This is a genomic window from Cryobacterium roopkundense, assembly GCF_014200405.1.
In the GTDB taxonomy this organism is placed as follows: Bacteria; Actinomycetota; Actinomycetes; order Actinomycetales; family Microbacteriaceae; genus Cryobacterium; species Cryobacterium roopkundense.
This window is the reverse complement of record NZ_JACHBQ010000002.1, coordinates 65,903-79,223: the sequence shown is the minus strand read 5'-3', so window position 1 is coordinate 79,223 and position 13,321 is coordinate 65,903. Positions and strand designations below refer to the sequence as shown.

Genomic DNA, 13,321 nt, shown 5'->3' with positions numbered 1-13,321 from the left:
GGAGCGGGCACTGGAATTCGCCAACATTGGCGCGGGAGAACAGGTTCGCCTCACAGACCGAGTCAGCTACCTCTATCTCGAACACGCGCAAATCATCCAGGATAAGACGGGAGTTATCGCCCTTCAATCGGATGAAACGGGCAACACTCGTGGGCAGATCCGCGTGCCCATCGGATCAATCGCGGTCGTCATGCTCGGCCCGGGAACATCTCTCAGTCACGCCGCGGCATCATCTCTGGCTGCCGCTGGAACGACTCTCATGTTCACCGGCGGAGGAGGCATCAACTCGTACGCCACAGCTCGACCGTTGACAGGTTCAGCGCGCTGGGCAGAAGCACAGGCTCGGCTCTGGGCCTCTTCATCCCATCGCGTGGCGGCCGCGCGGCAACTCTACAAGGCGCGCTTGGGCGGGATGCCCCTCCCGGTCAATGCCCGGATTGCCACACTACGTGGTCTCGAAGGCCAGATGATGAGGGCCGAGTACAAGCGCCTTGCACTGAAGCACGGAATCAAATTTCGACGCGAGACGGCCGCCGAGGACCCCGTCAACGTCGGGCTCAACCTCGGGAACTCCATTCTCTATGGGGTCGCCGCCTCGGTTTGCTCCGCCCTTTCGCTCAACCCGGCATTGGGTGTCATCCACCAGGGCGACGCTCGAGCGCTTTTCTACGACCTGGCAGATGTCTACAAGCAGACCATCACTCTGCCCGTAGCGTTCTTGAGCGCGAAGGAAAAGGACCCTCAGGGGTTTGTTCGACGAAAGGTGAGGTCAGTGATCACCCAACGACGCACCCTTGAAGACATGTTGACCATGACCATGCGGATACTCTCGCCACATCTCAGCGACATCGACGGCGACGTCTTGCTTGACGACATTGGAACGGTCGCCGGGCACACCAACTACGGGCAGCCGGAGGTGTGATCCGATGTTCGTCACTTTGCGAATCACCGCAGTTCCAGACCATCTCCGCGGATACCTCAGCAGGTTCCTTGTCGAATATGGCACTGGACTTTACGTGGGAAATGTGTCCAGACGAATCGTTGATTCTCTCTGGTCCCGAGTCACGGACGCCGCCGGAGAGGGCGAAATTGTGTTGGTGACAAGTGAAGCAACCAACGAACAAGGTTTCAAAGTCCGTCTCCATCAAGGCCGGGGCAAAGAAGTGGTCGACATGGATGGATTCGAGCTCCTTAGGAGCATTCCAGAAGGAGCATATTACGATTCGGAGCCTTTTCCAGATTAGAATCCCTGGTCAGGAAGTCCCTTCCCCGCGTAGGCGGGGGTGTTCCCTGCCGCCGACATCTTCAACGCCGTGGGCGAGGCCCTTCCCCGCGTAGGCGGGGGTGTTCCCGTGGCAGACGGTTGTGTCGGGTGGGACTTCGCCCCTTCCCCGCGTAGGCGGGGGTGTTCCCGCACTCGAGTTCGGACCGGACTGGGACGGCAACCCTTCCCCGCGTAGGCGGGGGTGTTCCCCTCGGCGGCTTCTGCGACCTGCTCAGTGGTCACCCTTCCCCGCGTAGGCGGGGGTGTTCCCTCCCCCGGCTGCAACTGGTGGCTTCCCCGACTCCCTTCCCCGCGTAGGCGGGGGTGTTCCCTAAATAACGAAGGCCCCCACATCATCGTGGGGCCCTTCCCCGCGTAGGCGGGGGTGTTCCCTCATTATCGAATCGACCGGTGCCGTAGGCAAACCCTTCCCCGCGTAGGCGGGGGTGTTCCCGAAGGCACCGTGTCGGTCTCGACAAGGATGCCCCCTTCCCCGCGTAGGCGGGGGTGTTCCCTGACAGACCATCCTGAGTCGCACGCAATTCGGCCCTTCCCCGCGTAGGCGGGGGTGTTCCCACCAGATGTCCGGTCATCGCCCAGGCCGATCACCCTTCCCCGCGTAGGCGGGGGTGTTCCCAATGCGGGTGACTGTGTAGGCATCAACGGCGGCCCTTCCCCGCGTAGGCGGGGGTGTTCCCGCCGTTGATTTGGCTATCTACGGTGGTCAGGACCCTTCCCCGCGTAGGCGGGGGTGTTCCCGCGACGCGCTCACCTCCACTTGGGATGCTGTACCCTTCCCCGCGTAGGCGGGGGTGTTCCCATTGCGATGTGCTCATGGATGAAGTGACCGGACCCTTCCCCGCGTAGGCGGGGGTGTTCCCAGTGTGCACGGATTTGGAGATGCCCCGGACACCCCTTCCCCGCGTAGGCGGGGGTGTTCCCGCCGTTGAGATGGTCGCGGGCATGACTCCCGACCCTTCCCCGCGTAGGCGGGGGTGTTCCTTGTCGCGCTTGCCCGCCGACCATTCCTCGAAGCCCTTCCCCGCGTAGGCGGGGGTGTTCCCACCGTCCGCAAGGGTTCGCTCGTGTCGATCACGCCCTTCCCCGCGTAGGCGGGGGTGTTCCCGATGGACGCGGGCTGCGTTGCGGGGATCTGCGCCCTTCCCCGCGTAGGCGGGGGTGTTCCCAAGTCCGGTTTCGTTCGGGTCGATGACCTCACCCCTTCCCCGCGTAGGCGGGGGTGTTCCCCCGGCGCGGCAATGCACGCCCCGCAATTACGCCCTTCCCCGCGTAGGCGGGGGTGTTCCCCCGGCGCGGCAATGCACGCCCCGCAATTACGCCCTTCCCCGCGTAGGCGGGGGTGTTCCCTCAAGTACGAACCGCGGGGCCTTCACGCCGAACCCTTCCCCGCGTAGGCGGGGGTGTTCCCAATCACCGCACTGGCCTGATGACGTGTGCGGACCCTTCCCCGCGTAGGCGGGGGTGTTCCCCCGGGCGACGAAACGAGACAGGGTTGACCGGGCCCTTCCCCGCGTAGGCGGGGGTGTTCCCCCTGACGTGGTGATATTCGTCGGTTCTCGGAACCCTTCCCCGCGTAGGCGGGGGTGTTCCCCCCGAAGCCGTGGATCACCATTCCCCTGAGCTCCCTTCCCCGCGTAGGCGGGGGTGTTCCGGTGACTGGCTGGCCGTCGCTCCCAATCATGAGGCCCTTCCCCGCGTAGGCGGGGGTGTTCCCTCAGTACCGAGCTATCCGCCCATTCAGGTAAGCCCTTCCCCGCGTAGGCGGGGGTGTTCCCGCCACCTGCAATAGTGGCGCATCCACACCATACCCTTCCCCGCGTAGGCGGGGGTGTTCCCCCACGCGCCGTTCACCCACACGGCTTGGTATCCCCTTCCCCGCGTAGGCGGGGGTGTTCCCTCATTCTTCCCTCGTGCCGTCCGGTGCGCTGGCCCTTCCCCGCGTAGGCGGGGGTGTTCCCATAACCCAGTGGGCGGTGAAGGGTGGCCGGCGCCCTTCCCCGCGTAGGCGGGGGTGTTCCCGCGGCATGACGGCGAGCATGCGGGTGTGGGGTCCCTTCCCCGCGTAGGCGGGGGTGTTCCCGAGTTTTCGAGGGTCAGGGCGAGCCCAGACGCCCCTTCCCCGCGTAGGCGGGGGTGTTCCCTCAGGCGCGCCGTGGTCGTGTTCTGGTTCGATCCCTTCCCCGCGTAGGCGGGGGTGTTCCCGTGTACAACGGAGACTCGAATACGGGCGCTTGCCCTTCCCCGCGTAGGCGGGGGTGTTCCCTTCAGTTGCACAAGCCCACTGGTGTCGAAGCCCCCTTCCCCGCGTAGGCGGGGGTGTTCCCATGATCATGCTCGCCGGCCGGGTGTCGCAGACCCCTTCCCCGCGTAGGCGGGGGTGTTCCCAATGGATGCCCGGTCCACGGTGGCGGGTTTCACCCTTCCCCGCGTAGGAGGGGGTGTTCCCCGCTCCATCACCACGGGGCTGTACCTGCCTGACCCTTCCCCGCGTAGGCGGGGGTGTTCCCGATGCCGCCCACGCTGTCGGCATGAGTCTCGACCCTTCCCCGCGTAGGCGGGGGTGTTCCCGTTTGTGTTGTTGCCCTGAGTGTCGATCACCGCCCTTCCCCGCGTAGGCGGGGGTGTTCCCAGCAACACGGTGGCTGATGCCGGCTGGTACGACCCTTCCCCGCGTAGGCGGGGGTGTTCCCCCACTATGGCCGGAATGAATTCTGCCAATGTCCCCTTCCCCGCGTAGGCGGGGGTGTTCCCGCCCAGGCGGAGGATGACGTGGCTCCGAAGACCCCTTCCCCGCGTAGGCGGGGGTGTTCCCACAGATGTCCGGTCATCGCACAGGCCGATCAGCCCTTCCCCGCGTAGGCGGGGTGTTCCCATTGCAGGGCAGTACGCCGAAGTGGTGTTGGCCCCCTCCCCGCGTAGGCGCCCTGCGAGAAACAGGATCTGAGACCAGCTATGTCACCCTCAATGCTTTCCTTAGTGACGGCTCAAAATGGCACCTCGCTGACTCGTCTGAAGGGTGGGACCGAACTCAGGGTGGTGAGTTTGATGTGACCAATGACGGTATGACAGTCGTAGTCAAGTTTCCGCTCGCACTCACTGCGGGTCTACCTGACAACTTTGAGTGGAGGACCAGTGGCAGTGGTGCGTGCCTTCGTGGTGGCAAAGACTCGAGAAGTGGACGCGGACAGCCTCCTGATATGATCCGGCGATCGTGCAGTTCTAATAGGGGATCCCGTAGTCGCAGCTCGCTATTCCGTACGCAGCGCTCGTTGTGTTTTGCGCGACTGTCGCTCCGTCCACGACGATCTCGCACGTCACGGTGCCGGTGTCGGCCTGGTTCTGGATCATGATGGAAAGGAACTCGCCATTGCCCACCGTGAAGTGAACTCCGGTCTCACCAGAGGTCGACTTCAGTGGGAGCGAGACATCATGTTGTTGAATGCCGTTTGGAGTAGACATCGTGATTGACCCGCCCGTTGCTGAGCCGCCTGCGTGGTACACGACTTTGAATCCCTCGTCCTGTTGTTCTGAAACGGCGCCACCGGTTGACGCGCCCACCCCGATGAAGGCAGCTATGCCGACAACCGTGATCCCCAAGACCACGAGGAATGCGACGAGGCAACCTGAGGCCCTGATCTTTGGCGGGGGTAGTGGCTCGGTAGCTACTGCTTGCTGATGGTCGGTCCATTGCGCGCCATCCCACCAGCGCATAAGTCCACGCTGCGTTTGTTCTGGATACCAGCCTGGGGGCGGAGGTGGATACTGACTTGTCATGCTCGTGGAGCCCTAGTTGAACGCACCATTGCCGGAATCAGGAACAGGTCAACGATGGTCCAGATCCACACCACCGCCAGCAAAGGGCTCGTCCCCGAGTCGCTCGTGGTGCCTGCGATCACCGCGACGATGGTAATAGCCAAGAGAATCGAAGCGGAGACGTGGCGACCCAAGTAGAAGCGGTGGACGCCGAACCCACCGAGGAAAATTGCAAGCAGATAGGTGGTCTGCATCGACTTACCCGCACGCAACGGCTGCATGGCGATCGTTTGTGGAATCGGAGCGGAGTGCTCGGTCCAAGCGTTCCCGTCCCACCACCGGTTCAATCTTCCATCACTTGGATCGAGGTACCAGCCCGCAGGTGGTGAAGCGTTCGTCATTGTTGCCCCCTAGACCCCAGCAATGGCCCGCAGCGCGGCGTGAGGTCGTCTCGTGTCAGGCTAGCGGGAATTTTTCACCAATTTGTTATGAGAGACGCGCGAGAAATGGCTTGATGTTCGCCGGAGGTGGCCTCAGTTTCAGCACCTACGCGACACTAACAACGTTCATCACATAAATTGTGACCTTCTGCCTTTGCAACACTTAGAATATTTGACGGGTTACATGACAACTTTTGGTTTTCTGCGCGATGCTATTGTGTTGTCACGTAATCGAACGTATAAATGACAGGGGTCAGCATGCTCGTCGGATACATGCGGGTATCGAAGGCTGACGGGTCGCAGAGCACTGATCTCCAGAGCGATGCGCTTCTGGTTGCCGGTGTCGAGTCGGATCAACTCTATGAGGACCAGGCCTCCGGCAAGAAGGATGACCGCCCGCAGTTGGCGGCGTGCCTGAAGGCCCTCCGCGAGGGCGACACGCTTCTGGTTTGGAAACTCGACCGACTCGGTCGAGACCTGCGCCACCTCGTCAACACCGTCCATGACCTCACAGACCGTGGCATCGGCCTCAAAGTGCTCACGGGGGAGGGCGCAGCGATCGACACCACAACCGCGTCCGGGAAGCTCGTCTTCGGGATCTTCGCTGCCCTGGCCGAGTTTGAGCGGGCCCTCATCTCTGAGCGCACCGTCGCCGGGCTGGCCGCGGCGCGAGCGCGGGGGAGGACCGGCGGGCGCCCGTTCAAGATGACGCCGGCCAAGATTCGCCTGGCCATGGCGGCGATGGGGCAGAAGGAGACGAAGGTCGGCGCTCTCTGCGTGGAGCTCGGGATTACACGGCAGACGCTGTATCGCCATGTTTCCCCGACGGGGGAGCTGCGACCTGACGGTCAGAGGCTTCTCTCCAAGAAGTAGAAGCCCGTTCGAGGCCTGGGTCTTTCGTTGCGATGCAGGATGTCTCGCAACTGACGGTGAGTACCGTCATGGCCTAGCCGCTAGTTAAATGGATAGATTCAGGCCACGACGTTCAATGGAGGAGCAGCTTGTCCCGCGCATCAATTGAGGAAATCGAGATCGCGATCTCAACCTGGGGGAGGGAAGCAGGTGACTACCTCGATTCTCACTCGAATGATTTCACAGTGCGCGATTTCCACTCGGGTTGGGAGGTAGGGAAGAAGTCAGAGATACAGGAAACGGCCATCGTTCAGTACATCCCCGTCCGGGCGAGTATCGAGTGGCATCGGAATGTCACTGTCGCGGATGAGCTTGGAAAACTGGTGAGCTGGCCGGCTGCCGAGGCGGCCATCAGCACGCTGTTGGATGACGGTCCCTCGCCTGTCCAGGTCGAGGGGGTGTCAATCGAGATGACGATCGCCTTAGTTCTTGTCTTGCGCTTTGTCGACGGGTTTGATGGGAGCCAATTGAAAGTGTCGGTAGATCGCGACCGCCTTCCTTCGCGAGTGACAGAGGTAGTCAACTTCCTACGGTCCACCAAGCGGTACTCAACGCGATGGGTTATTCCTCTATCGCCCGACATTGATGGCCCTGTCGAATTGGAACCCAATGTGTTCGTGACGCCGCTGTCGCCCGAAGATCTTGCGTGGGCACTCAACCTCAACGTTTTGTGGCCGAAAAACTATAGGGAATTCGCGGTAGCCCGCTCGCAATACCAATACGGGGCATTGGAAGTTTTGCATGAGGGCGCAGGTGGCGGTCAAATTGAGCGCTACGAAAGGGTACTCGAGTTGGCTCTCGTATTGTCTCGGACGTCGCACGTATTGCCAGTTGGGTACTTCGAGACGGTTCGACTGACGCCCCCGCCGTCTGGGTCGCTTAGTAGTTCTCGTCACGGAGCCCTGTCGCGCTCGCTCCCGCAGTGGACCAAAGCTGAGATTGGGGTATTTGCAAAGGCGTGGCACTTGGTCCAGAAGGGTTCGATTCCAAAAGCGATCGACCTTGCTCTCCGACGACTCGCTCGAACGGCAGAGAGGAGCGCGCCCGAGGATACAACAATTGACTTGATGATTGCGGCTGAGGCACTGTATCTATCCGAGCTAGGAAATGGTGAATTGTCGTATCGACTTTCGACGCGCGCCGGCCTATGGCTCGACACTTCCTCGCTTGGGGACCGCGTGCGGACAAAGAACCTGTTCACGACGGCGTACTCGGTGAGGAGCAAGGTCGCGCACGGGAACACCCCGACCTCGAAAGACCTCAAGTACGACGGGGTGGCTGTGACACTCCAGGAGATAAATGACCAGGTGCTCCGCGTGCTCAAGCTGGCTTGCTGGAAAGCCCTCGAAGCCTCGGAGCAAGGGGACTGGCCGCCCAACTGGGATGAACTCATTTTTCGACAGGATTCACCGACGACGTAGGCTGGCCGCGCGGTCACGGCCAGGCGGGGTGCAGTTTCGCGACACCCCCCACTGATTGCGTTGACCGCGGTCAAGCCGGATGGAGTCCCTCTAGTGGTGAAGCGCGTTATCCGTTTCACAGTAAAGGGTGAAACGACCGGCAACTGGGTGACTATGTTAAGGAATTTCGGACCCACTAGGGCAATCTAAGCCGAGCCCACCCGCGTTGATTGTGTTGCGGATAGGTCAGCGTTCCATTTGGCGGGGATTGGTCCGCTCCCGCTGGATGGCTGAGTGAGACGCAAAGGATGAAAAGGTCCGCGTGATGTCGTATTCGCTCGAGGTTGACACCGAGTGATCGAGTGGTAGTGTCACCTGTGACAGATAAATCATCTGTGACACTTCAGATAGTGAGAGATGCCGTAGGTGGGCATTATGCAGACTATTCAGATTTCAGGGATCCCGGCAGATCAACTCGACGCACTTGAGCGTTTTGCGGCCACGGAAGCAGGCCCTGAACTTCGTGATGTCATTCTTAGCCTCCAGCGCTGCCTACGTGACGGCGCTGAACTTGTGATTCTTGATGAAGCAGCTGCTCTCACTCCGAACCAGGCAGCGACACGCCTCGGGATTAGCCGTACTTACTTATACAAACTCTTGGATCGAGGTGAGATTGTGTCCCATCATGTTGGACGTGATCGCCGTATTCGTATCCGCGACATCATCTCTTTTGAAACCCAGCGTCAGCGTGACAGACGCGAGCTTGCGGAACGCTTCGCCACTCAGCAAAAAACTCGTATGGGCGCCATCGACGAACTCGCCGATCTGCTCTAGAGCGATTATCCGCGGCCCGGACACCTCCGGTAGGGCAGACTGACTTTGTGCATAGTCGTCGAGCTCGTCCTACACTCCGAGTGATGCGCGACGATTTGACCTCCGGATGGGCTTCGCCCTTTCCGCGGCGGGTGCTTGCTGATGGTCAATTAGCGCAACTTCACCCGCTGAGTGAGCTAGATCACCCACTCATCCTCAAAGCAACTGAGTCGATCGGTACCGACCCAAGCGAGGATTCGGATGAGGGCCGAATCAGAGGTAGCACGCTCTTGCATCTCCGCGAGATCAAGATTTCGCAGTGGCGTGGAGGTGTTTGGTGTGACCCCAAAACCGGTGTCAACTGGCTCGTAGTAGCCGGACTCGCGAAGAACAACCACACGGCTTTTGGTGACTTCTACGTTGAGATTGAACGTGCCGAAGCTGCGGGCAGCACGAGTAATTGGCTGCCCAGCAACGAAGATCTCCGACTGCTGAAGCAAGAGACATCGGCAAGGCTTCTGACCGAGTGGGAATTATCGGTGCAGCTTGAAATACTCGGCGCGCTCCGTGCGGTAGCCGACGGTGGTTCCGCGCGCCTGGTTGTTTCCCATCCGCTCGCAGCGAAGGGAATCTTGGCACAGCTGACAATCGAAGTGACTCCTGTGCGTGACTCTGACTACGAAGCTGATGAGATTCAGCTGACGGTGGAGACCGAATCGCAGTTCAAAGGATCAAACCTCGAATGGCAACTCACGTTGAGGGCCCTTATCTCGCTCTCGCCGCCCGAGCAAGGATGGGACAGGCTCGAGAGTGAATTCGGTCACGTCCCGCCGGGTGGTGTAATTCATCGTCACCGTGCGGGTCAGCTGATTTGATTATGCGGCAATGAGCTCGGGAACGGGAATCACCCCCGTCAGGGCGTTCGCGTCGGGGAGGGTGAGGGCGGCGTTGAAGGCGGTCAGCTGGCGCATGGAGTCCTCGGAGAGGTAGCGCCGGGAGCCGGCTTCCCACTCGTCGTGTTGCTCGACGAGGACGGCGCCTGCGAGGCGGAGCAGGGCGGCTGGGTTGGGGAACACACCGACGACATCGGTCCTGCGCTTGATTTCCTTATTTAAGCGCTCGAGTGGGTTTGTGGACCACACCTGTCGCCAGTGTTTGGGCGGGAATCCGCAGAATGCGAGGATGTCGGCGCGCGCGTCGTGGAGCATCGTGGCGACCTTCGGGTGAGAGCGCTCGAGCATCCGGGTGACCTCGTCGAACTGGGCCTGAACGTGCTTCGCGTCGGGCTGGGCGAAGATGGTGCGGATGACGGCAGCGACCATGTCCTGGCTCGCCCGCGGCACGATCGAGAGAACATTTCTCATGAAGTGGACCCTGCAGCGTTGCCAGGCGGCACCCTGAAAAACGGTGCTGATCGCCTTCTTCAACCCCGAGTGAGCGTCGGAGATGACGAGCTTCACGCCGTCCAGCCCTCGGGCCTTCAAAGACCGCAAGAACTCCGTCCAGAAGATCTCATTCTCACTGTCACCGACGTCGAAACCAAGGACCTCGCGGCGGCCGTCAGCGGCCACGCCGATGGCGACGACCATCGCCTGGGAGATGACGCGGTGGTTGACGCGGGCCTTGCAATACGTGGCGTCGAGGAACACGTAGGGGTAGCCGGTTACGCCGAGGTCACGGCCACGGAACGTGGCGACTTCCCCGTCAAGATCGGCGCAAATCCGGGATACTTCGGACTTGGAGATGCCGGTGTCCGCGCCGAGTGCTTTGACCAGGTCGTCGACTTTGCGGGTCGAGACGCCGTGGAGGTAAGCCTCCATAACCACGGCGAACAGGGCTTGGTCCACGCGCCGGCGCCGCTCCAGAAGTGCCGGGAAGAATGAGCCCTGACGCAGCTTGGGGATCTTCAGATTCAGGTCCCCGGCCGTGGTCGTCAAGACGCGCGAGCGGGTCCCATTGCGTTGGTTGGTGCGATCGTCAGAACGCTCAAACGGGGCCGCGCCGATGTGGGCGGTGGCCTCCGCGTTGATGAGTTCTTGGTAGAGCGTTTCGGTCACCATTCGGATTCGATCGGTGACATTGGTGAGCTTGAGTTCAGAGAGGAGCGCGAGCAGGGCAGACTGGTCTAGAGCCATCGTGTGATGTGTCTTTCTGTGAGGAACTTTGAACGGTTCTCACTGACCATCGCACGGTGGTTCGTTACGTTGTTATTCCAACGATCGAACCCTGGGAATTACACCACTCAGAGGGACGTGACCGTGAATTCACCAATATTGCTGAGCCGGGTGCCTGGCAGCGGCGTGTTCAATTACTGGAGACCATCACGGCAAGCGGGGAACTCGCACAGTCTCAACCGGGGCAGAAGGCACATTACACACACACGAAGCACCTAGCCGGTAGCACCATCGAGGGCACGGGGGTGCGCGCACTCTGCGGGGCGTTCTTCGTTCCGAGGCAGGATCACGAAAGGCTTCCATCGTGTCCCCAGTGCACAGAACAGCTCGACAAAATACCGGCATAACGACGACGCATTGGGCAACTCTCTCGCGAAAGTGATATCTCCGGAAATGACCACGACCGTTGGGAGTGGCCTCGCCCTGCAGGTGGACCCCGTCACAGGCACGCCCTGCGGGCGCACACCCTACGTGTCAGGGTTGTGTGAGGCCAGTAGCTCAGAGCAAGTCCGCCGTTTGACGTAGGGCGAGAATCAGGAATCATCACCATGTCCAGTCCGTCTTTGAGCGCAGTGCGCGACGATAGTCATATGAGTAGTCCCGGACCCCGAGCTGGTGGTCCGACCTCGAGAAGGTCATTCACCCCAGCGCAGAAGCTTGCCTACCTCGCCGCGTACGACACGGCCATCAAGAACAACGAGGGCGGCACTTATCTGCGCACCGAAGGGCTCTACTCCTCACAGATCACCGAGTGGCGAAAGCTGCGTGACGCTGGTGTCCTCGCGGGGAAGAAGCCCGGCGAGAAGATTGGCCGGTTAACACCGGAGCAAGCTGAAATCGCCCGGCTGCGCCGCCAGCTGAGCAAGACCGAGCAGCGGTTGGAAACGACGGGGGTGGCGTTGGAGATCATGTCAAAAATGCACGAGCTACTCGAAAGTCTTTCGAAGAGCTCGCGGGACGAAACACCGCACACGAAGCCGTAATGACCGCGTACCGCGAACTGGCCAGTCGAGGGATCTCGACTCGCGTCGCGGCCGACCTGGTCGGGATCCCTCGAGCGACAGCCACAAGGAAACGACGCATTCCCGTGGCCCGGCCGGCGACGATTCCGGCGAACAAGATCGGCGATGAAGGCCGCCGCGAGATCCTTGACGTCGTCAATTCACAGCCGTTCGTTGACCTGCCGCCGATCCAGATCTACGCCCAACTGCTCGACGCGGACACGTACTTGTGCTCCATATCAACGATGTATCGGGTGTTGAACGAGAATCAGCAGGTCAAGGACCGCCGCCGCCAGGCGCACCATCCTGCCCGGGCGATCCCGGAACTGACGGCGACGGGACCCGGCCAGGTACTCAGCTGGGATATTACGAAACTCGCCGGCCCGATCAAGGGCAAGTACTTCGATGCTTACGTGATGATCGATATTTACTCCCGCTACATCGTCGGCGCCTATGTTCACGCGTCGGAATCCGGCGAGCTGGCGGTGGAGATGATGAAGGAGATCTTCGGCATTCACGGCGTCCCTCAGGTCGTTCACGCCGACCGCGGCACGTCGATGACGTCCAAGACCGTCGCGGCGCTGTTGTCTGACTTGGAGGTCACCAAATCGCACTCGAGGCCTCGGGTGAGTAACGATAATCCCTACAGCGAGGCCTGGTTCAAGACCCTGAAGTTCGCTCCGACGTTCCCCGAACGCTTCGGCTCCCTTGCCGACGCGAAGACGTTCATGGCCTCGTTCGTCGACGGCTACAACCACGAGCATCGCCATTCCGGGATCGGCCTCAACACGCCAGCAGACGTCCACTACGGCCTCGCCCAGGCGAAGGCCATCGAACGGGCAGCGACGCTGGACGCGGCACGCGCACGCTTCCCAGAGCGATTCAGCACCAACAAGGCGCCGCAGATCCTGTCCATTCCCAAGACGGCATGGATCAATAAACCAGCCCCCAAACCGATCGAGAATGAAGGGCTCGAACTAGCCGCCTAAACTCCCACTGGCCTCATCCACCTTGACAAATTCCGACAGGCGGCGCAGCCGGGGGAGTGGTCTAGATCAGGAGTCGTGGTCCAGTTCTGCAGAGTGGCCCGCCTGTTGCTTATCGACCGCGGTTACTGCGGCCTGACGTGGAGAAGCTTCTCGCCAAGAAGTAGAAGTCCGTTCGAGTTCTGGGCCTATCGGGGCCGTACAGGTTGTCTCGGAACTGATGGTGAGTACCGTCACGCAGCCTGCAGGTTATGCGACGTAGTTCTGAGATGAGCCGCACCGCGAGATTCTGCGTCGTCGAAAGGCGCAGCAGACGGAGTGTGAGACGCCGCGTTTCCCTAGGGATACTAGACGTCGTTGACGTCTAGTTGCGATTGCGACCGGGAGCTGGGGTGTGGGATGCTCAACGCCATGAAGCTGACCGACTTGGAACAGATGTTAGTCAAGCACGTGGCTGTGGGCACAATTTTTGATCTTGCCCCCGGCGCCGTCGACGACGCGATCGATGCCGCCGTAATGGGCTCGTGGGGGACACAACACGAGATCCGTGCGGAGGT

General features: G+C 61.1%; 11 protein-coding genes and 1 CRISPR repeat array. Of the genes, 8 read left to right on the top strand and 3 right to left on the bottom strand.

The features are described from left to right. Both cas1e and cas2e read left to right on the top strand, forming a co-directional pair. Positions 1-922 (top strand): type I-E CRISPR-associated endonuclease Cas1e (cas1e, locus tag BJ997_RS21110; RefSeq protein WP_221244291.1); only part of this gene is annotated, 922 nt, incomplete at its 5' end. 4 nt (positions 923-926) lie between these two features. Next, positions 927-1,244, top strand: a complete 318-nt coding sequence (cas2e, locus tag BJ997_RS22120; RefSeq protein WP_084141609.1) for a type I-E CRISPR-associated endoribonuclease Cas2e — start codon at positions 927-929, stop codon at positions 1,242-1,244. A gap of 18 nt (positions 1,245-1,262) precedes the next feature. Beyond that, positions 1,263-4,158: a CRISPR direct-repeat array (repeat unit 29 nt; unit sequence CCCTTCCCCGCGTAGGCGGGGGTGTTCCC). A 346-nt stretch (positions 4,159-4,504) separates the two neighbouring features. Here the strand turns inward: cas2e and BJ997_RS21100 are convergent. Together BJ997_RS21100 and BJ997_RS21095 are read right to left on the bottom strand one after the other, a co-directional pair. Next, positions 4,505-5,059: a DUF2510 domain-containing protein gene (locus tag BJ997_RS21100; protein WP_035840359.1), complete on the bottom strand. Its 555-nt coding sequence runs from the start codon at positions 5,057-5,059 to the stop codon at positions 4,505-4,507. Beyond that, positions 5,056-5,439, bottom strand: a complete 384-nt coding sequence (locus BJ997_RS21095; protein WP_201771760.1) for an NINE protein — start codon at positions 5,437-5,439, stop codon at positions 5,056-5,058. Before BJ997_RS21095 ends, BJ997_RS21100 begins: the two co-directional genes overlap by 4 nt. Positions 5,440-5,736: 297 nt before the next feature. Between BJ997_RS21095 and BJ997_RS21085 the strand changes: the two genes are divergently transcribed. From BJ997_RS21085 to BJ997_RS21070, 4 genes are all read left to right on the top strand, one after another. Next, on the top strand, positions 5,737-6,351 hold the full coding sequence (locus BJ997_RS21085; protein WP_035840362.1) for a recombinase family protein: 615 nt from the start codon (positions 5,737-5,739) through the stop codon (positions 6,349-6,351). A 128-nt stretch (positions 6,352-6,479) separates the two neighbouring features. Continuing rightward, positions 6,480-7,811: a HEPN domain-containing protein gene (locus BJ997_RS21080; RefSeq protein WP_035840353.1), complete on the top strand. Its 1,332-nt coding sequence runs from the start codon at positions 6,480-6,482 to the stop codon at positions 7,809-7,811. Positions 7,812-8,225: 414 nt separating this feature from the next. Continuing rightward, positions 8,226-8,624: a helix-turn-helix domain-containing protein gene (locus BJ997_RS21075; RefSeq protein ID WP_084141786.1), complete on the top strand. Its 399-nt coding sequence runs from the start codon at positions 8,226-8,228 to the stop codon at positions 8,622-8,624. Positions 8,625-8,707: 83 nt separating this feature from the next. Next, positions 8,708-9,478 carry a hypothetical protein gene (locus BJ997_RS21070; protein WP_152602359.1) on the top strand — a complete coding sequence of 257 codons (771 nt, stop codon included), beginning with the start codon at positions 8,708-8,710 and terminating at the stop codon, positions 9,476-9,478. Here BJ997_RS21070 and BJ997_RS21065 read toward each other — a convergent pair whose 3' ends face one another. Further along, positions 9,479-10,738: an IS256 family transposase gene (locus BJ997_RS21065; protein WP_244962963.1), complete on the bottom strand. Its 1,260-nt coding sequence runs from the start codon at positions 10,736-10,738 to the stop codon at positions 9,479-9,481. A gap of 56 nt (positions 10,739-10,794) precedes the next feature. On the opposite strand from BJ997_RS21065, the gene BJ997_RS22115 reads away from it, so the two are divergent. Further along, positions 10,795-11,124, top strand: coding sequence for a DUF3039 domain-containing protein (locus BJ997_RS22115; RefSeq protein ID WP_084141857.1), 330 nt, complete (start codon positions 10,795-10,797; stop codon positions 11,122-11,124). Between the two features lie 243 nt (positions 11,125-11,367). Beyond that, a protein-coding gene (locus BJ997_RS21055) for an IS3 family transposase (RefSeq protein WP_183323859.1) occupies positions 11,368-12,767 on the top strand; the annotation gives its coding sequence in 2 pieces (ribosomal slippage) (positions 11,368-11,689 and positions 11,689-12,767; 1,401 coding nt in all). Positions 12,768-13,321 lie beyond the last annotated feature (554 nt).

Coding starts and splice junctions, on each gene's coding strand:
- cas2e (WP_084141609.1), top strand. CDS start 927: ATGTTCGTCACTTTGCGAATCACCGCAGTTCCAGACCATCTCCGCGGA.
- BJ997_RS21100 (WP_035840359.1), bottom strand. CDS start 5,059: ATGACAAGTCAGTATCCACCTCCGCCCCCAGGCTGGTATCCAGAACAA.
- BJ997_RS21095 (WP_201771760.1), bottom strand. CDS start 5,439: ATGACGAACGCTTCACCACCTGCGGGCTGGTACCTCGATCCAAGTGAT.
- BJ997_RS21085 (WP_035840362.1), top strand. CDS start 5,737: ATGCTCGTCGGATACATGCGGGTATCGAAGGCTGACGGGTCGCAGAGC.
- BJ997_RS21075 (WP_084141786.1), top strand. CDS start 8,226: ATGCAGACTATTCAGATTTCAGGGATCCCGGCAGATCAACTCGACGCA.
- BJ997_RS21070 (WP_152602359.1), top strand. CDS start 8,708: ATGCGCGACGATTTGACCTCCGGATGGGCTTCGCCCTTTCCGCGGCGG.
- BJ997_RS21065 (WP_244962963.1), bottom strand. CDS start 10,738: ATGGCTCTAGACCAGTCTGCCCTGCTCGCGCTCCTCTCTGAACTCAAG.